The organism is Thauera terpenica 58Eu (genome assembly GCF_000443165.1).
GTDB lineage: Bacteria > Pseudomonadota > Gammaproteobacteria > Burkholderiales > Rhodocyclaceae > Thauera > Thauera terpenica.
Genome location: NZ_ATJV01000050.1, coordinates 1 through 16,136, shown reverse-complemented (window position 1 = coordinate 16,136; position 16,136 = coordinate 1). Strand labels below are relative to the sequence as shown.

The 16,136-nt window shown below is 61.2% G+C and carries 17 protein-coding genes; 11 read left to right on the top strand and 6 right to left on the bottom strand.

Annotated features, from left to right (window positions below; all coding sequences use genetic code 11):
- The first annotated feature begins 77 nt into the window (after positions 1–77).
- The 5 genes from narH (at position 78) to M622_RS29035 (ending at position 5,699) form a co-directional block, all read left to right on the top strand.
- Positions 78–1,649, top strand: a complete 1,572-nt coding sequence (gene narH, locus M622_RS29055) for a nitrate reductase subunit beta (protein WP_021249155.1) — start codon at positions 78–80, stop codon at positions 1,647–1,649.
- Positions 1,650–1,661: 12 nt separating this feature from the next.
- On the top strand, positions 1,662–2,210 hold the full coding sequence (gene narJ / locus M622_RS29050) for a nitrate reductase molybdenum cofactor assembly chaperone (RefSeq protein WP_021249154.1): 549 nt from the start codon (positions 1,662–1,664) through the stop codon (positions 2,208–2,210).
- A gap of 10 nt (positions 2,211–2,220) precedes the next feature.
- Positions 2,221–2,913 (top strand): respiratory nitrate reductase subunit gamma, encoded by a 693-nt coding sequence (gene narI / locus M622_RS29045; RefSeq protein WP_021249153.1) that lies wholly within the window; start codon positions 2,221–2,223, stop codon positions 2,911–2,913.
- Positions 2,914–3,018: 105 nt separating this feature from the next.
- Positions 3,019–4,962 carry a type IV pili methyl-accepting chemotaxis transducer N-terminal domain-containing protein gene (locus tag M622_RS29040; protein ID WP_031346762.1) on the top strand — a complete coding sequence of 648 codons (1,944 nt, stop codon included), beginning with the start codon at positions 3,019–3,021 and terminating at the stop codon, positions 4,960–4,962.
- Positions 4,962–5,699, top strand: a complete 738-nt coding sequence (locus M622_RS29035) for a response regulator (RefSeq protein WP_021249151.1) — start codon at positions 4,962–4,964, stop codon at positions 5,697–5,699. The genes M622_RS29040 and M622_RS29035 overlap by 1 nt, the downstream gene beginning before the upstream one ends.
- Before the next feature lie 44 nt (positions 5,700–5,743).
- Here the strand turns inward: M622_RS29035 and M622_RS29030 are convergent, their stop codons facing one another.
- Positions 5,744–6,151, bottom strand: coding sequence for a MarR family winged helix-turn-helix transcriptional regulator (locus M622_RS29030; protein ID WP_021249150.1), 408 nt, complete (start codon positions 6,149–6,151; stop codon positions 5,744–5,746).
- 164 nt (positions 6,152–6,315) lie between these two features.
- Here M622_RS29030 and M622_RS29025 point away from each other — a divergent pair, with 164 nt between their 5' ends.
- Positions 6,316–6,888 carry a YIP1 family protein gene (locus M622_RS29025; protein WP_021249149.1) on the top strand — a complete coding sequence of 191 codons (573 nt, stop codon included), beginning with the start codon at positions 6,316–6,318 and terminating at the stop codon, positions 6,886–6,888.
- Between the two features lie 19 nt (positions 6,889–6,907).
- On the opposite strand, the gene smpB is transcribed toward M622_RS29025, so the two are convergent.
- Entirely contained in the window at positions 6,908–7,354 is a 447-nt protein-coding gene (gene smpB, locus M622_RS29020) for an SsrA-binding protein SmpB (protein ID WP_031346760.1), read from the bottom strand.
- Between the two features lie 134 nt (positions 7,355–7,488).
- Here smpB and M622_RS29015 point away from each other — a divergent pair, with 134 nt between their 5' ends.
- Together M622_RS29015 and M622_RS29010 are read left to right on the top strand one after the other, a co-directional pair.
- Positions 7,489–7,926: a type II toxin-antitoxin system RatA family toxin gene (locus M622_RS29015; protein WP_021249147.1), complete on the top strand. Its 438-nt coding sequence runs from the start codon at positions 7,489–7,491 to the stop codon at positions 7,924–7,926.
- A 2-nt stretch (positions 7,927–7,928) separates the two neighbouring features.
- Positions 7,929–8,255, top strand: coding sequence for an RnfH family protein (locus M622_RS29010; protein ID WP_021249146.1), 327 nt, complete (start codon positions 7,929–7,931; stop codon positions 8,253–8,255).
- A gap of 75 nt (positions 8,256–8,330) precedes the next feature.
- Here the strand turns inward: M622_RS29010 and M622_RS29005 are convergent, their stop codons facing one another.
- A complete protein-coding gene (locus M622_RS29005) occupies positions 8,331–8,804 on the bottom strand; it encodes a DUF4124 domain-containing protein (RefSeq protein WP_021249145.1) in 474 nt (157 codons plus the stop codon).
- Positions 8,805–8,882: 78 nt separating this feature from the next.
- On the opposite strand from M622_RS29005, the gene guaB reads away from it, so the two are divergent.
- From guaB to M622_RS39340, 3 genes are all read left to right on the top strand, one after another.
- Entirely contained in the window at positions 8,883–10,346 is a 1,464-nt protein-coding gene (gene guaB, locus M622_RS29000) for an IMP dehydrogenase (RefSeq protein ID WP_021249144.1), read from the top strand.
- A 71-nt stretch (positions 10,347–10,417) separates the two neighbouring features.
- A complete protein-coding gene (gene guaA, locus M622_RS28995) occupies positions 10,418–11,995 on the top strand; it encodes a glutamine-hydrolyzing GMP synthase (RefSeq protein ID WP_021249143.1) in 1,578 nt (525 codons plus the stop codon).
- 407 nt (positions 11,996–12,402) lie between these two features.
- Positions 12,403–13,515: a GIY-YIG nuclease family protein gene (locus M622_RS39340; RefSeq protein ID WP_084520719.1), complete on the top strand. Its 1,113-nt coding sequence runs from the start codon at positions 12,403–12,405 to the stop codon at positions 13,513–13,515.
- A gap of 196 nt (positions 13,516–13,711) precedes the next feature.
- On the opposite strand, the gene M622_RS28990 is transcribed toward M622_RS39340, so the two are convergent.
- The 3 genes from M622_RS28990 to M622_RS28980 all read right to left on the bottom strand — a co-directional run bounded on the left by M622_RS28990 (position 13,712) and on the right by M622_RS28980 (position 16,062).
- Positions 13,712–14,122 (bottom strand): hypothetical protein, encoded by a 411-nt coding sequence (locus M622_RS28990; RefSeq protein ID WP_021249141.1) that lies wholly within the window; start codon positions 14,120–14,122, stop codon positions 13,712–13,714.
- Positions 14,119–14,376, bottom strand: a complete 258-nt coding sequence (locus M622_RS28985) for a RepB family protein (protein WP_021249140.1) — start codon at positions 14,374–14,376, stop codon at positions 14,119–14,121. The genes M622_RS28990 and M622_RS28985 overlap by 4 nt, the downstream gene beginning before the upstream one ends.
- 402 nt (positions 14,377–14,778) lie before the next feature.
- On the bottom strand, positions 14,779–16,062 hold the full coding sequence (locus M622_RS28980) for a hypothetical protein (RefSeq protein ID WP_157281999.1): 1,284 nt from the start codon (positions 16,060–16,062) through the stop codon (positions 14,779–14,781).
- Between the last annotated feature and the right edge of the window lie 74 nt (positions 16,063–16,136).

Below are 16,136 nucleotides of genomic sequence, written 5' to 3'. Positions count from 1 at the left end.
GTCTGCTGGCGCCCGGGGCGGCAGCGGGCGAGACGACTCGCCCGCGCCGCTACAAAGACAAGGATTCGGAGATCAAGATGAAAATCCGTGCGCAGTTTGCAATGGTGTTCAACCTCGATAAGTGCATTGGTTGCCACACCTGCTCGGTGACCTGCAAGAACGTGTGGACCAACCGCAAGGGCGTTGAGTACGCCTGGTTCAACAACGTCGAGTCAAAGCCTGGTATCGGCTACCCGAAGGAATGGGAGAACCAGGAGAAGTGGAAGGGCGGCTGGGAGAAGGTCAATGGCAAGCTCGAGCTCAAGGCGGGCGGACGGGTCAAGAAGATCGTGCAGATCTTCGCCAACCCCAACCTGCCGCAGATCGATGACTACTATGAGCCGTTCACGTACGACTACGCGCGGCTGCAGAACGCGCCCTTGTCCGAAGCAGCGCCCACTGCCCGGCCGGTGTCGCAGATCACCGGCGAGCGCATGGAAAAGGTGACCTGGGGGCCGAACTGGGAGGACGACCTCGCCGGGGAGTTCGCCTCACGCGCCCGCGACAAGAACTTCTCCAACATGGAGAAGGAGATGTACAAGCAGTTCGAAAACACCTTCCACATGTATCTGCCGCGGATCTGCAACCATTGCATCAACCCGGCATGCGTGGCGTCCTGTCCTTCGGGTGCGCTGTACAAGCGCGAGGAAGACGGCATCGTGCTGGCCGACCAGGACCGCTGCCGCGGCTGGCGCATGTGCATCTCCGGCTGCCCCTACAAGAAGGTGTTCTTCAACTGGGAGTCGTCGAAGGCGGAAAAGTGCGTGGGCTGCTACCCGCGCGTCGAGAACGGTCTGCCGACGGTCTGCTCCGAGACCTGCGTCGGGCGCATCCGCTACAACGGCATCATCCTGTATGACGCCGACAAGATTTCCGCCGCAGCCAGCGCCGACGATGTTCAGGATCTGTATCAGGACCATCTTGACATCTTCGTCGACCCCTTCGACCCCGCGGTCATCGCGCAGGCGAAGAAGGATGGCATCACCGACGACTGGATCCTTGCTGCGCAAAAATCGCCGATCTACAAGATGGCCGTGCAGTGGAAGATCGCATTTCCGCTGCACCCCGAGTACCGCACCCTGCCGATGATCTGGTACGTGCCACCGCTGTCGCCGGTGCAGTCGCAGATCGACCAGAAGACGCTGCCGACCGAATCCGACGGCGTGATTCCGAAGGCCTCGGCGATGCGCCTGCCGGTGCAGTACCTCGCCAACATGCTGACTGCCGGCAAGGAGCAGCCGATTGTCGATGCCCTCAACCGCATGATCGCGATGCGCTCCTACCAGCGTTCGGTGCACGTCGAAGGTAAGGCCGACCTGCGTCCGCTCGAAGCTGTGGGCATGAGCGAGGACATGGCCAAGGAGATGTATCGCTATCTGGCGATCGCGAACTACGAGGACCGCTTCGTCATCCCGACCTCCAAGGAAGAAATGCGCCTCGAGGACTACCACGGCTTCCAGGGCCAGGCCGGCTTCAGCTTCGGCAGCGCGTCCTCGGTCGGCATCTCGCCGAATTCCCTGTTCCCCGAGCGTCGTCTGGAGTCGATGGAGCCGCGTAAGCTGGCACCGCACGCTGACGACCTGCACGACATCACCGGCGAACGTTACTGAGGAGTCTGAATCATGCTGACTTACAAGCTGCTTGCGGTGCTACTCGATTATCCGGGTAGCGAGATCGTGGATGACCTGCGCTCGGCAGTCGCCGAGGAGGGTGGGGCGCTTGGTTTGCTGCGTTCGGTGGATACCGATGAAGTGTTCTCCGAAGCCGAGCACATCGGCATCGCCGGTTTCATCGACTGGATGCTGGCGCAGGAGCAGACCGAGCTCGAGGGGGGGTATGTCAAGACCTTTGACCTCACCCCCGAGCACAGCCTGCATCTGACGCACCACGTGTTTGGCGACGACAAGAACCGCGGTCCGGCCCTGATCGATCTTTCCGAGTTCTACAAGTCCTACGGGCTGCAGCACGACGAACGCGAGATCCCGGACTATCTGCCGATGATGCTGGAGTTCGTGTCGCAACTCGAGCAGACCGAGGCGCGCGTGTTCCTGACCGATGCGGTGAAGGTGTTCAACGTGCTCGCGATCAATCTGGAGAAAGTGCAGAGCCCCTATGCGGTGCTCGTTCGCGCGATCGAAAACCACAGCTCGCTGGCGCGCCTGGCCGCCTGAGGAGAAAAAGATGTATTTGACGAAACTGATTTTTGGGATCTATCCCTACATCGCGCTGACCGTGTTCGTGATCGGCAGCTGGATTCGCTTCGACAACGAGCAGTACACCTGGAAAACGGACTCGTCGCAGTTGCTGTCGAAGTCCGGCATGATGATCGCCAGCAACCTGTTCCACGTCGGCATCATCATGATCTTCTTCGGCCACTTCGCCGGGCTGGTACTGCCGCACGCGTTGTGGCTGGGCTTGGGCATCTCCGATCTTGCCCACCAGTGGGTCGCGATCATCGCTGGTCTCATCTTTGGTGTGATGTGCCTGATCGGTGGCAGCATGCTGTGGTATCGACGCATGTACAACCCGCGCGTGCGCATCAACAGCCGGCGCAGCGACGTGTTCATCATCACCTGGCTGATGCTGACCCTGATTCTCGGTCTGATCACGGTGCCGTTCTCCATTGGTCACGCCAACAAGGGTGATCCAGCGGTGATGCTGGCCTTGGCCGAGTGGGTGAAGAGCATCCTGTTGTTCAGCCCGCGCCCCGAGCTGATGGATCAGGTCGACCCGATCTTCCGTGCCCACATCTTCTTCGGCATGACGGTGTTCCTGGTATTCCCCTTCACCCGTCTGGTGCATATCCTGACTGCGCCCTTCAACTATCTGGGGCGTGCCTACCAGATCGTGCGCACCAAGCGTCGCACGGCTTGAGCCCGGGATGAAGGGCAGGACCGACGGCGTTACCACGCTGTCGGTCTTGCCTTTCTGCTTTTTTGTCCTTAGCTTGCGCGGATGCGCAACAAGGTACCGGTTCTCATGTTCATCCGCAGTTCGGGTCTGTCGGTCAAGATCACCGGCATGTTGCTCGGCTTTTTCCTCGTGGCACTCGCCGCGATCGCCACCACCTTGTTCATCTCCTGGCATCTCGAAGGCGCAGCGGCTGCGATCAACGATGCCGGCAGCCTGCGGATGAGGGTCTACAGCCTTGCACACCGTCTTGCCCGAGCCGAGCTTGACACCGTAGACCGTGCCGCCTTTACGGCCGACCTGACCCTGAGGGTGGCGGAGTTCGACGAGGTGCTCGGAGTTTTGCGCCGCGGCGACGCGACGCGCCCGCTTGCCGTTCCGCGCGAGGAAGGGATTCGGGAGGCGCTGGACCACCTCGCCGATGAGTGGGTGCACCGCCTGCGGCCTATCCTGATCGAGGCTGCGAACGCTCCTGACCCTGTTGGGCTGCACCGAAGTGCTCTAGAGTTCGATGGCACGGTGCAGGCTTACGTGGGCGCGCTGAACGACTTCGTGTCGCGCATGGAACACAGCTACGCGCGCAACACCAACGTTTTGCGCACATCACAGGTTCTGCTCATCGCCCTTGCCGTGATCGGCACCATCTTGCTGCTGCGGTTTTTTTTCCTGACTGTGGTCCGGCCGGTGTTCGAACTGCACGAAGGCGTCAAGCGCATGGGGCAGGAGGATTTCGACACGCGCGTGCCAGTGCTCTCGGATGACGAGTTCGGCGAGCTGTCCGCAGGTTTCAATCGCATGGCCGTGCACTTGCAGAACGTGTACGACACGCTGGAGGAGCGCGTCGCACTCAAGACGCGCAATCTTGAGGAAAAGAACCGCGAGCTCGAGATTCTCTATGACGTCGCTGCCTTTCTCCGCGAACCCAATGATGTCGATTCGCTGTGCAAGGGTTTCCTCGAGCGCGTGCAGAAGGCCATGAACGCGAGCGCAGGTTCGGCGCGGCTGCTCGACCTCGAGTCACGAAACCTGTGCATGATCGTGCATGACGGCCTGGGCGAAGACTTCCTCGAGAGCGAGGAGGTGCTGGCCTGTGGTGAATGTGTGTGCGGAGAGGCTGCACAGGGGAGCGGCCGCTCGCTGATGCTGGACGTGCGCAACGCGAATTTCGATGTGACGCGGGATACCTGCATGCGCGCCGGCTTCCAGACCGTGTCGGCAACCTCGATCACGTCGAACAAGCGCGCGCTCGGTGTGTTCAACCTGTATTTCAACCAGGCCCAGGAGATTGACGCCGCCGATCGCCAGGTGCTGGAAACGCTTGGCCAGCAACTTGGCATCGCGATCGAGAACCAGCGCCTGCACGCGCGTGAGCGTGAGTTGGCCGTGTCCGAAGAGCGCAATTTGCTCGCGCGCGAACTGCACGACTCGATCGCGCAGGGGCTCGCTTTCCTCAATCTGCAGGTGCAGATGCTTCAGCGTGCGCTGGACGAGGGTCGCGCCGGGGATGCGCAGACAACCGTGGACATGCTGCGCCGTGGCATCGAGGAAAGCTACGAGGATGTGCGCGAGCTACTGGTGCATTTTCGCACCCGGGTCAAGCAGCAGGATCTGGACGCGGCCATTGCCGCGGCGCTGCGCCGGCTTGCCGAACAAACCGGAGTGGCGACCGATCTGGACGTGCAGGGCGATGGTGCGCCGCTTGACCCCGAGGCCGAGACCCAGGTGCTCTATATTGTCCAGGAGGCGCTGTCCAATGTGCGCAAGCACGCGGGCGCGAGCACGGTGTCGGTGAGCGTGCGCCGTGGCCGCGGCGGTCTGGCGGTGACCGTGCGCGACGACGGCGTGGGATTCGTCGAGGAACGTGAGGCAACAGACAATGAGGCCCACATCGGCCTGCATATCATGCGCGAGCGCGCGCTGCGCATCGGAGGGCAGTTCGCCGCACGCTCATCGCCCGGGCGCGGTACCGAGATCCGCCTGCAGCTGCCGCGAACACTTAGGGTGGAAACCTGATGTCAGAAAAGAACATTCGTATATTGCTGGTCGATGATCATGCCTTGTTCCGCAGCGGCATCCGTTCCCTGTTGCAGACCTATCCCTGCTTCGAGATCATCGGCGAGGCGGGTGACGGTCGCGAGGGAATCCGGCTTGCCGGCCAGCTGCGGCCCGATGTCGTCCTCCTGGACAACAACATGCCCGGTCTGTCGGGGCGTGAGGCCGCTCGACTGATGCTCGAGGAGGCCCCGGAAGCGCGGGTGCTGATGCTGACTGTCTCCGAGGATTCGGACGATCTGATCGAGACGCTGCGCGCCGGTGCATGTGGCTATCTGCTGAAGAATATTCAGGCCGAAGCGCTCGTGGCCGCGATCAAGGCCGCAGCGCAGGGGGAGTCGGTCGTTTCGCCGCAGATGATGGGCAAGCTGCTCAGCGGTGTGCGCGATGGTGCGGGGCGTGCGAGTGCTGAGGACGGGGCTGCGTCGTGGCCGGCCCGGGTCGGCGCAGCCAGGACCTCCTCGGCCAGTGTCGGAGAGGGGGGCGACGCGGACCGCCTTTCGCCGCGTGAACGTGAAATGCTGCACTTCATCGCACGTGGGCAGAGCAACAAGGAAATTGCACGCACACTCGAACTCGCCGAGAGCACGGTCAAGATCCACGTCCAGAACATGCTGCGCAAGCTCAACCTGAGCAGCCGCGTGCAGGCAGCGGTGTTCGCGGTTGAGAATGGTCTGGGCCAGGGGCCCGATGCCTGAAGCCTGCGCTGGTCGCCCTGTGCGGGTCGCCCCGTGCGCGGCGATCAGCGCAGGTGGGTGGCGAGCTCGCGGAACACGCCACCGAGCAGTTTGACCTCCTCGCGATGGTGCAGGGCAATCGATTCGGTCAGGCTTTCGCCGGTCGCGGTCAGATGGACCTCGACCGCGCGGCGATCCTCCCGACCCGGACGACGTTCGACCAGACCCAGCTTTTCGCAGCGCGACACCAGGGACACGACCCCGTGCTGGTGCGCCTGCAGTCGTTCGGCGAGCTCGCCGACGAGAGCCCAGTCACGTCCGGGAAAGCCCTTGATCTGAAGCAGCAGCAAGTACTGTAGATTGGTGATGCCGTGTCGCCGGGTGAGCAGCTCCGAGAAGCGCATGAAGCGGCGCAACTGGTAGCGGAAGTCGGCCAAGGCCTCGAATTCGGATTTATCGACTGGAGTGTTCATGGTCTGACATTTTATCGCCATCAGGCGTGGTGCTGGCCACAGGTGGCGGAGGCGGCCTTGCAATCTTTGGAATTCGGATTAATATCATGTTGTGATGTAAATTCAAATCGTCACTACTAACGGTCGCGCCCAATCAGGCCCGACCCCGGAAAGGAGACAGGGTCATGAACGTACTGCAATTTCCCCGCATGGTGATATCCAGCCACGAAGGCTGGGATACGGTCGAACGACTGCGTCCGCCGATGGATCAGGTTTTTCTTCGTCTTGTGCTGCCTCTATCCCTGCTGCCGCCATTGATGATTCTGATCGCTGCGCGCGGTGTGGGAGCCGAGGTTTTTCCCCATGTCGGTTTCGCAAACTGGCTGATCGCTGCCACCATCTTCTTTGTCGCCGAGCATTTCAGTGTTCCCATCCTGGCGAACTCGATACGCCTGGCCTCGATCGCCAAGGGCGGCAGCAACAACCTGCACGACGCATACGCGGTAGCCGCGATCGCGCCGGTGCCGTTGTGGCTTTCCTCGATCGCGGTGCTGTCGGGTAGCGTCTGGGTGACGGTGGTGGTCGGTGTGTTGGCCATGGGGGCGTCAGCGATGCTGATCCGCCACGGTGTCGATCGTCTGCTTGGCGTCGAAGAGGACGTCGAGGCAAGCGAGGTCGCGGTTCAGGTGATCAGCTTCGGCGTGCTGACCTGGCTCGCCTTGATTGGTGTGGCCTTGGCCTGTCTGCTGTTGTTGTAAGCGCCCCCGGATCCTTGCCTCAGGCCTTTTCCCGCATCAGGCGCTGCTTCTCGCGATCCCAGTCCTTCTTCTTTTCGTCCTCGCGCTTGTCGTGTTGTTTCTTGCCCTTGGCGAGTCCGATCTCGAGCTTGATGCGACCTTTGAGGAAATGCAGGTTGAGGGGCACCAGGGTGTAGCCTGCGCGCTCCACCTTGCCGATCAGGCGTGAAATCTCTTTCTTGTGCATCAGCAGCTTGCGCGTGCGCACCGGGTCCGCGTGGACGTGGGTGGACGCGCTTGGGAGCGGGGAGATGTGCATGCCGAAGAGGAAGAGCTCTTCATCGCGCACGATCACATAGGCCTCCTTGATGTTCGAGCGTCCGGCGCGGATCGCCTTCACCTCCCAGCCCTCAAGGATGATTCCGGCCTCGTGCCTTTCCTCGATGAAGAAGTCGTGAAAGGCCTTGCGGTTTTCGATGATGCTCATTGCTTGGTAGTCCTTCAGTGGCGTGTTGCCGACGCCATGCACGACAAACGGGCTCGCCCGCATGCGGTAGAATCGCGCATTTTAACAGCACAGCGCCTGCCCGGTTTCGCGTTGAGCTCTATCCCCTATTGTTCATGGCCGACGTCAAGAAGCTCGTTCTGATTGAATTCACTCCCGCGCAGATGTTCGAGCTCGTCGACCGTTGCGAGGACTACCCGCAGTTTCTGCCCTGGTGTGGCGGGACTGAGGTGCATTTGCGCACGGACACCATCACTGCGGCCACCATCCACATCAACTATCACGGCATCAAGGCGCAGTTCAGTACCGAAAACACCAAGCGCTGGCCCAACGACATGAAGCTGCGCCTGACCGAGGGGCCATTCACCCGCCTTGATGGGCATTGGCGGTTCACCCCGCTCGGGGAGACGGCGTGCAAGGTTGAGTTCAGCCTGCACTATCAGTTTTCAAGCAAGCTGCTGGAAAAGGTGCTGGGGCCGGTCTTCAATCACATCGCCAACACCTTCGTCGATTCCTTCGTGAAGCGTGCCGGGCAGGTCTACGCAAAGGGCTGAAGATGGCAGCGGCTATTCAGGTGGAAGTGGTCTACGCGCTGCCGCAGCGCCAGGAGATCGTCACGGTCACCCTTCCGGAAGGGGCAACTGTGCGGCAGGCCGTGGAAGCGTCTGGCTTGCTGCAGAAATTTCCGGACATCGAGCTCGATGGCGCCAACAAGCTGGGCGTCTTCGCCAAGCTGAGCAAGGCCGATACGGTGCTGCGCGACCGCGACCGGGTGGAGATCTACCGACCGCTGATTGCCGACCCCAAGGCTGTGCGCAAGAAGCGCGCGGATGATGGCAAGCTCATGAAAAAGGGCGGTGGGCCGGTCGAAGAAAGCGTCTGATTGCTTCGAGCTGATTTCGTCCTGCCGCCTTGCCCTGGCGGTGAACGGGGAAAGTCCGGAGCCGGCGCTGCTGGCTCAGTTGCAGTTCTGTCCGATCTGCTGCTCCAGGCGGGCGATCTCCTCGCTGCGCGCCGCATCGTCCAGGAATTCACGTTCGCCGTCGGCGTTCATGCGCGCGATGCGTTGCCCGGACTGGAGCGCGACCAACTGGCTCCGTGCCTGGGTACAGAAGCGCTGACGCTCGATCTCTTTGGCTTCGTCCGCCGTGGCCTTGGCTGCGGCATTCGCTTCGGCCGTACGGCGTTCGCGAAACGGGGTCTGTGGATCGACGATCTCCACCGCTGTCTGTCCCTCTTCACCGTCGCTGGCTTCGTCCTCTGCGGCTGCGGTTGCCGCCCGGGTCGGGCCGCGCAGCACTTTCACTTCGCCCGTCGGTGGCGGCAAGTCAGCGTAGTGGACCCTTCCTTCCTTGTCGGTCCAGCTATAAATCTGGGCGGTCGCAGGAAGCGTGAGCATGAGGGCGAGCATGAGGGCAGCGGGGCGAATCATCAGGGTCTCCGGAAGGCAACGCTTACAAGCGGCCTGAGCGGTCTGTATAATACGGATTTGGTCGAAAGGATATAAGCCATGCGAGTGATTCAGAAGGCGCTGACGTTCGATGACGTCCTTCTTGTTCCTGCCCACTCCACGGTCCTCCCGCGCGATGTGAGCCTGCAAAGCCAGGTCACCCGGCGCATCCGTCTCAATATTCCGCTCGTGTCCGCAGCGATGGACACCGTCACCGAAAGCCGCCTGGCGATCGCGCTGGCGCAAGAGGGCGGAATCGGTGTTGTGCACAAGAACTTCACGCCCGCTGAACAAGCGGCCGAGGTGCACAGGGTCAAGCGGCACGAGTCCGGCATCCTGAAGGATCCGATCACCATTCCGCCGACAATGACCGTCGGCGAGGTCATCGCCATTCAGCGTGAGAATCGCTTCTCGGGTGTGCCCGTGATCGATCGTGGCAGGGTCGTGGGCATCGTCACCAACCGCGACACACGCTTCGAGACCAATCTCGATCAGCCGGTTTCGCAGATCATGACGCCGCAGGCGCGGCTGGTCACGGTGCGCGAGGGCGCCACCCTTGAAGAGGCGCGCGAGTTGCTGCGCGTGCATCGTCTCGAGCGTGTGCTGGTGATGAATGAGGCGGGCGAGATGCGCGGCCTCATCACCGTCAAGGACATGATGAAGGCGACCGAGCATCCCTTCGCCGCCAAGGACGAACAGGGTCGGCTGCGGGTCGGCGCGGCGATCGGCGTCGGCGCCGGGACCGAAGAGCGCGCCGAGCGCCTGGCCGAGGCGGGGGTGGACATGATCGTCGTCGACACCGCGCATGGCCATTCGCAAGGGGTGCTCGATCGCGTCAACTGGGTCAAGAAGAACTTCCCGCAGATCGAAGTCGTCGGCGGCAACATCGCCACCGCCGAGGCCGCGCGCGCCCTGGTCGATATGGGCGCGGACGGTGTCAAGGTCGGTATCGGCCCTGGCTCCATCTGCACGACACGTATCGTCGCCGGAGTCGGTGTGCCGCAGATCACTGCGGTCGATAACGTCGCCAAGGCGCTGGCGGGCACGGGTGTGCCGATGATCGCCGATGGTGGCATTCGCTTCTCGGGCGACATTTCCAAGGCCATCGCGGCGGGCGCCAACGTCGTCATGTTGGGCGGACTGTTCGCCGGCACCGAAGAAGCGCCGGGGGAGACCGTGCTGTTCCAGGGTCGCACCTACAAGGCTTACCGCGGCATGGGTTCGCTCGGTGCGATGGAGAAGGGGGCGGCGGACCGCTACTTCCAGGACGACAACTCGGGCAACATCGACAAGCTCGTGCCCGAGGGCATCGAAGGCCGTGTGCCCTACAAGGGCGCGGTGGGGATCGTCATTCACCAGCTCATCGGCGGCCTGCGTGCTTCGATGGGGTATCTCGGCTGCGAGGACATTCCCGCCCTGCACGATCGCGCGCAGTTCGTGGAGATCAGCTCGGCCGGCATGCGTGAATCGCACGTTCACGACGTGCAGATCACCAAGGAAGCGCCGAACTACCAGATCAGCTGATCACGCTTTGCAAACCACCCAGGCGGCTGACAAGCCGCCTTTCCTTTTTTGACGCTCGAGACGTTCGCGCCATGGCTCATCAGAAAATCCTCATCCTCGACTTCGGCTCCCAGGTTTCCCAGCTCATCGCGCGCCGTGTGCGCGAACAGCAGGTGTACTGCGAATTGCATCCCTTCGACGTCTCCGATCAATTCGTGCGCGACTTCGGCGCCGATGGCGTGATCCTGTCGGGCGGTCCGAACTCGGTCTACCAGGACGAGCAATGGCGCGCGCCGCAAGCCGTGTTCGAGCTGGGAGTGCCGGTGCTGGGCATCTGCTACGGCATGCAGACCATGGCCAGCCAGCTTGGCGGCGCCGTCGAGGGCTCGAGCAAACGCGAATTCGGCTACGCCGAGATGCGCGCGCGCGGCCACTCGCGCTTGTTCGAAGGCATTGAAGACCGAACCAACGCCGAAGGCCACGGCCTGCTCGACGTGTGGATGAGCCATGGCGACAAGGTCACCGAACTGCCGCCCGGGTTCAAGCTCATCGGCAGCAACGAATCGACCCCGATTGCCGCGATGGCCGACGAGACGCGCGGCTTCTACGGCGTGCAGTTCCACCCTGAGGTGACGCACACCCTCAAGGGCAAGGAAATGATCGGCCGCTTCGTGCACGACATCTGCGGCTGCGGCCACGACTGGAACATGCCCGACTACATCGAAGAGGCCGTCAAGCGCATCCGCGAGCAAGTCGGCGATGAAGAAGTCATCCTCGGCCTGTCGGGCGGGGTGGACTCCTCGGTGGCGGCGGCGCTGATCCACCGCGCCATCGGCGACCAGCTCACCTGCGTGTTCGTCGACCACGGCCTGCTGCGCCTGAACGAAGGCAAGCTGGTGATGGAGATGTTCGCTGGTCGGCTGCACGCCAGGGTGGTGCATGTCGACGCTGTCGATCAGTTCATGGGCCACCTCAAGGGTGTCACCGACCCCGAGCAAAAGCGCAAGATCATCGGCCGCGAGTTCGTCGAGGTGTTCCAGACCGAAGCCAGGAAGCTGCGCGTGGGCGGCACCGAAGCCAAGTGGCTGGCGCAGGGCACGATCTATCCGGACGTGATCGAATCCGGTGGCGCCAAGAACAAGAAGGCGCACACCATCAAGAGCCACCACAACGTCGGTGGCCTGCCCGAAACGCTCGGCCTCAAGCTGCTCGAGCCCTTGCGCGACCTGTTCAAGGACGAAGTGCGCGAACTCGGCGTGGCTCTCGGTCTGCCGCACGACATGGTCTATCGCCACCCCTTCCCCGGCCCGGGCCTGGGCGTGCGCATCCTCGGCGAAGTGCGCCAGGACTTCGCCGACCTGCTACGTCGTGCCGACGCCATCTTCATCGACGAGCTGCGCGCCGCCGACTGGTACGACAAGACCAGCCAGGCTTTCGCGGTCTTCCTGCCGGTGAAGAGCGTAGGCGTGATGGGCGACGGTCGCACCTACGAATACGTCGTGGCACTGCGCGCCGTACAGACGCAAGACTTCATGACCGCGCACTGGGCCGAGCTGCCGCACAGCCTGCTGGGCAAGGTCAGCAACCGCATCATCAATGAAGTGCGGGGTATCAACCGCGTGGTCTACGACATCTCGGGCAAGCCGCCGGCGACAATCGAATGGGAGTGATCAACCAAGCCTAACGCCTGAAAACGTTAGGCTTTTTTGTACCTGCCACTATGACGGGCTTGCCGACACCCTTGCACGACTGACGACCTTAAGTGTTCAGCCTGTCCAAGCATTTTGGACAAATCTTGGACAGGATTTGGACAAGCCGTACCCCGACCAAGAACCACTAGTGCGAACCGCACTATGCATAATCCTACCGGGAACACTGGGACGGTGCAGCCATCACTGTTGCCCGGATGATAGCTATAGACTAAGACGGGGTATCTTTATTTGCGATGAGATTAATGATCGCGCAGACACCCCTCTTCAAGATGCGGGCGGGTTGTTGAAACTTTTTGATCTGGGCTCTTCAGACAGGCGCCATTCAGCTAGGATGTGTCAGGCGACTATGACACTACGGGCTGACTATGCGTGATGTGGGTTTTCTTTATGTACTAGCGAACAGTGCAATGCAAGGGATGGTCAAGGTAGGCAAGACCACCCGCAGCCCTGCAGAGCGTGCGGCAGAGTTGTCAGCGGCAACAGGATTGCCAACCCCTTTTATTGTTGTCTATGAGCAGTTGTTCGAAGACTGCACGGAGGCGGAAGCCTTCGTCCATGCACTTCTTGCAAGTAAAGGCTTCAGGGTTGCCGAAAATCGAGAGTTTTTCAGCGCCCCTGCCAACGAGGTAGTTCGCGCGATCGCATTGGCTCCTGGTGCGATTGATGTGGACATCAATCAAGAAGGCGGGGAAGGCGCCGGCCTTATACCAACCGCCGTAACTGGCGGAGCCTTAGCCAACCTAAAGCCCCCTGTAACACCAAGCCCCGAGCCTTGGAGAGCCCTCTATGAAGAGGCAGAGAATCATTATGGTGGTTTTGGTGACTACCTCAAAGACTACGAGGAGGCACTACGCTTGTACAAGCAGGCAGCTATCCTAGGGTGCCTTGATGCCTACCTTCGTCTTGGCCAGATGCACCACTTGGGGGAAGGTGTCCGCGCGGACACCAATGCGGCGCTTAAGTACTACAAAGAGGGAGCCCGAAAGGGTCTTCTATATTGTTATTGGAAAATGGGTGAGATCTACCTTTATACCGAAGCCATCAAGGGGTCTGAAGGCAATGAAGGCATTTCTAAGACAGAGAAATGCTTTGAGCTGTATATGAAGGCGTGTAGGACTCAGCTAGGCGATAAAAACGAGTGTGTCTTAAAATTCGATCTTTTGGTGTTAGATGCAATATTTATATTGAGTAACGATGCTCCCTGGCGGAAATTTAAAGACTCAAAAGATATTCTAGAGATAATGAATAAAATATGGAGGTTTTTTATAGAGTTTAGAGAGCCTCTGATTAGAGAGTGTGAGCGTAGAATTCAATTGGATGAAGATATGTATAAAGATTTAGAAGAGCTTGGGCACGGGGATATGAGAACGCCGGGAGATGTCTCAATCTATCAGCAACTAGCTGAGATCTTGAGGTCAAAAGGAGCCAAGCCCAATAATGCCAGCCAGCCATCAACGTACATTGCAGGTACCGAGTAAAGCCTCCACACTTGCCAACCACTCGCGCAAAGCCCTTGCCCCCGCCCCCGACATCGAGCCGTAGCCCTCAGGACCAAGGTTTGACCAAGCGTGCCCGCTGATGTCGGGATAACGCTCTGCAAGCTCTCGTCGCCGTGCAGCCATAGCGGCTTCAGCCTTCCATTCCCGGCGAGCCTCTAGGCTTCGATACGAGACCTTACGGAGCGGCTTCGATGGCGTTTCCATTTCGCCGGTCCTCGGTAACACGGTGCAGGGCACCCAGTACTTGCACAAGCGTCGAGCTTGCCCGGATCGCCACGCCGGCAAGCTGTCGGGCGTCGTCTTTGTGGCGGGCCACCGCGGCTTGGTAGCTGAAGCCTGCGACCACGGCTTCCAGGATGGCGACCTGATCGGCGAGGGCTTCGCGGATCGCGTCCTCGCCCCCGTCCAGAAGCTCACGATTCCGCGCGGCAAGGGCGTCGAAGGCATCACGGGAAGCGATCAGAGGGTCACCGCCGCCCAGGACGGCAAGCGCTCGGGCTTTGGCTTGCCGGTGATCGAGGACGGCGCCACGGTCGACGCTGGCGCCCCCGTTGCGGCGCCCCTGCAAGGTGTGAAGGTTGTTCATGGTTCTGGCTCCCAGGCTTCAATCTGCCCGTGATATTCGAGCCATTCCTGGCTGTCGGGCGTCAGGGTCTGCAGGTGGTCGGCCTCCGCGGTCAGGATCAGCCGCTCGAGCATCTCCCGCTGCGGGAGGCGGCAGAGCTTGCAGAGTCGGGCGAGGGCGGCGCCAGCGTCGGCGGTGACGTAGAGGTTCAGCCTGTGATCCTGCCCCCGCCGCTCCCGGTAGGCCTTCTGTCGTTCTGCCGCTGTTTTTGCCACTGCCCCCCGCCTCCCTGCAAGTTGCGTTACTGCGTCACATTGTAACGCAGTAACAGCGGCGGCGGCACCCTGTGATCCCTGTGTGATCCCTCCGTGATCCCAGGATCACGCCCAGCGGGAACGCTGAAACCCAGTAACGGCGCGGGTTTCAAGGGCACGCGACCTGCAAGTGTGATCCTGTGATCCCGGAATGTACGCGTCGCCGCCATAGAACGCTTATACCCTGCAGTGCCTCTATATCCATATATGCAGTTTCTTATACGCGAGCATAACCAAGTAGGATCACAGGATCACAGAAAGCCCTGAAACCCAGTAACGGCGCGGCTTCTAGGCTGTGATCCTAAGCGTGATCCTGCGTGATCCCTCGATTCAGGATCACACGAGGGATCACACTTGCAGGGGTCAGACCTTCGCCACGGACCACGGGACGCCGGTTCTCGTGCGAGATAAGCCGACGAACCGCAGACCCTCGACCACTCGGCCTGCGCGGGAGCCGACCCAGTTGCCGAGCTTCTGTGCGCTGATCTCGCCTCGCTCGCCTGCGACCTCGATCAGCAACTGCCGCAGCTCGCCCAGGGGCGAGGACGGCGCCGCCGTCCCCGTCGCCTGCAGCACGTCGCGCAACGTCAACGGCTCGTCCCCGAAGCACTCCCGCCACACTTGCAGGACGTGGCCCAGGTGATCGCGGTCGTCGTCGCCCTCAACGTTGCGCACCAGCGCCCGCCCCGGATCAGGAAGGCCCGCCGCGACTAGAGCACCGCGGACAACCCGCGACCACTCGCCGAAGCTGGCGACGGGCTGCAACCCCGATACCCCAGCACCTTGCAAATACGCCTGCAGTACCGTCAGCGCACACATAACCCAGCGCCCACGATTAGCGCGAACCTCGGCAACGGGATCACCCGAGAACTCGCGCAGCAAGGGGTTTTCACACTTGGCGTCCAGTTCAACCGTGACCACTCTACGCGACAAGTCCTTTGCGGGCTTGATGTTGTTTCCGGTCGCAATGAAAAGGCAGCGAGTCGAAACACTTGCACTTGCCGACTGACCCAATATCCGATCGCTGTAAGTGGGCGAGGTCAGAATTGCCGCAAGCGTCGGTGACTGCCAATGGTGCATCAGGTTGTCAAATACGCAGGACGGCTTCGCCTCCATAAGCGCAGCAAGCAAAGACTTGTCTTGTTCTTCGGCTCGCTGCGCCCACCGCCGCATGGTCTCGTCTTCGCCCGCGAACAAGGCAAACAACTCAGCAAGGAAAGACTTCCCGGACCCCAGGTCATGCGCCGCGACAAGGTAGGCCGGCGCAGTCGGAAGCATCGGGCGCGCAACCGCAGTGAGGATCGCCGACAGTGCCGCTGATTCGTCTAGCACACTTGCAAATGGAAACTCACGGATCAGCCTCCGCAACTCTTGCAGCGCTTCAGCCGCCGTCCCCGCATATTCAGGAAATGCCGCAGGATCAAAACAAGCCTCCATGCCGGCATGATTCCCCGCGCTGGCAATGATGTTTCCATCGGCATCGATAGTCGGCTGGTGTAGCAACCCGACGAGCTCGGGAACCCCAGGCCATGCGCTAGCCGCCATAACGCCTTGCAGGACCGGCACATCAGGCGAACCAAACGAATCGCCGTAGTGCCACCGCGCAACCTGCGAAATCAAGTACCCAAGGCGCGGTGCAGATTCCATTCTTCATGATCAAGCAGTCCAACGACATGATCTCGCTGATTGATGGTCATGATCAGCGGCTTTGAGGGGTGCGC

Excerpts from the sequence above, each read along its gene's own strand:
- narH (WP_021249155.1), top strand. The coding sequence starts at position 78 with ATGAAAATCCGTGCGCAGTTTGCAATGGTGTTCAACCTCGATAAGTGC.
- narJ (WP_021249154.1), top strand. The coding sequence starts at position 1,662 with ATGCTGACTTACAAGCTGCTTGCGGTGCTACTCGATTATCCGGGTAGC.
- narI (WP_021249153.1), top strand. The coding sequence starts at position 2,221 with ATGTATTTGACGAAACTGATTTTTGGGATCTATCCCTACATCGCGCTG.
- M622_RS29040 (WP_031346762.1), top strand. The coding sequence starts at position 3,019 with ATGTTCATCCGCAGTTCGGGTCTGTCGGTCAAGATCACCGGCATGTTG.
- M622_RS29035 (WP_021249151.1), top strand. The coding sequence starts at position 4,962 with ATGTCAGAAAAGAACATTCGTATATTGCTGGTCGATGATCATGCCTTG.
- M622_RS29030 (WP_021249150.1), bottom strand. The coding sequence starts at position 6,151 with ATGAACACTCCAGTCGATAAATCCGAATTCGAGGCCTTGGCCGACTTC.
- M622_RS29025 (WP_021249149.1), top strand. The coding sequence starts at position 6,316 with ATGAACGTACTGCAATTTCCCCGCATGGTGATATCCAGCCACGAAGGC.
- smpB (WP_031346760.1), bottom strand. The coding sequence starts at position 7,354 with ATGAGCATCATCGAAAACCGCAAGGCCTTTCACGACTTCTTCATCGAG.
- M622_RS29015 (WP_021249147.1), top strand. The coding sequence starts at position 7,489 with ATGGCCGACGTCAAGAAGCTCGTTCTGATTGAATTCACTCCCGCGCAG.
- M622_RS29010 (WP_021249146.1), top strand. The coding sequence starts at position 7,929 with ATGGCAGCGGCTATTCAGGTGGAAGTGGTCTACGCGCTGCCGCAGCGC.
- M622_RS29005 (WP_021249145.1), bottom strand. The coding sequence starts at position 8,804 with ATGATTCGCCCCGCTGCCCTCATGCTCGCCCTCATGCTCACGCTTCCT.
- guaB (WP_021249144.1), top strand. The coding sequence starts at position 8,883 with ATGCGAGTGATTCAGAAGGCGCTGACGTTCGATGACGTCCTTCTTGTT.
- guaA (WP_021249143.1), top strand. The coding sequence starts at position 10,418 with ATGGCTCATCAGAAAATCCTCATCCTCGACTTCGGCTCCCAGGTTTCC.
- M622_RS39340 (WP_084520719.1), top strand. The coding sequence starts at position 12,403 with ATGCGTGATGTGGGTTTTCTTTATGTACTAGCGAACAGTGCAATGCAA.
- M622_RS28990 (WP_021249141.1), bottom strand. The coding sequence starts at position 14,122 with ATGAACAACCTTCACACCTTGCAGGGGCGCCGCAACGGGGGCGCCAGC.
- M622_RS28980 (WP_157281999.1), bottom strand. The coding sequence starts at position 16,062 with ATGGAATCTGCACCGCGCCTTGGGTACTTGATTTCGCAGGTTGCGCGG.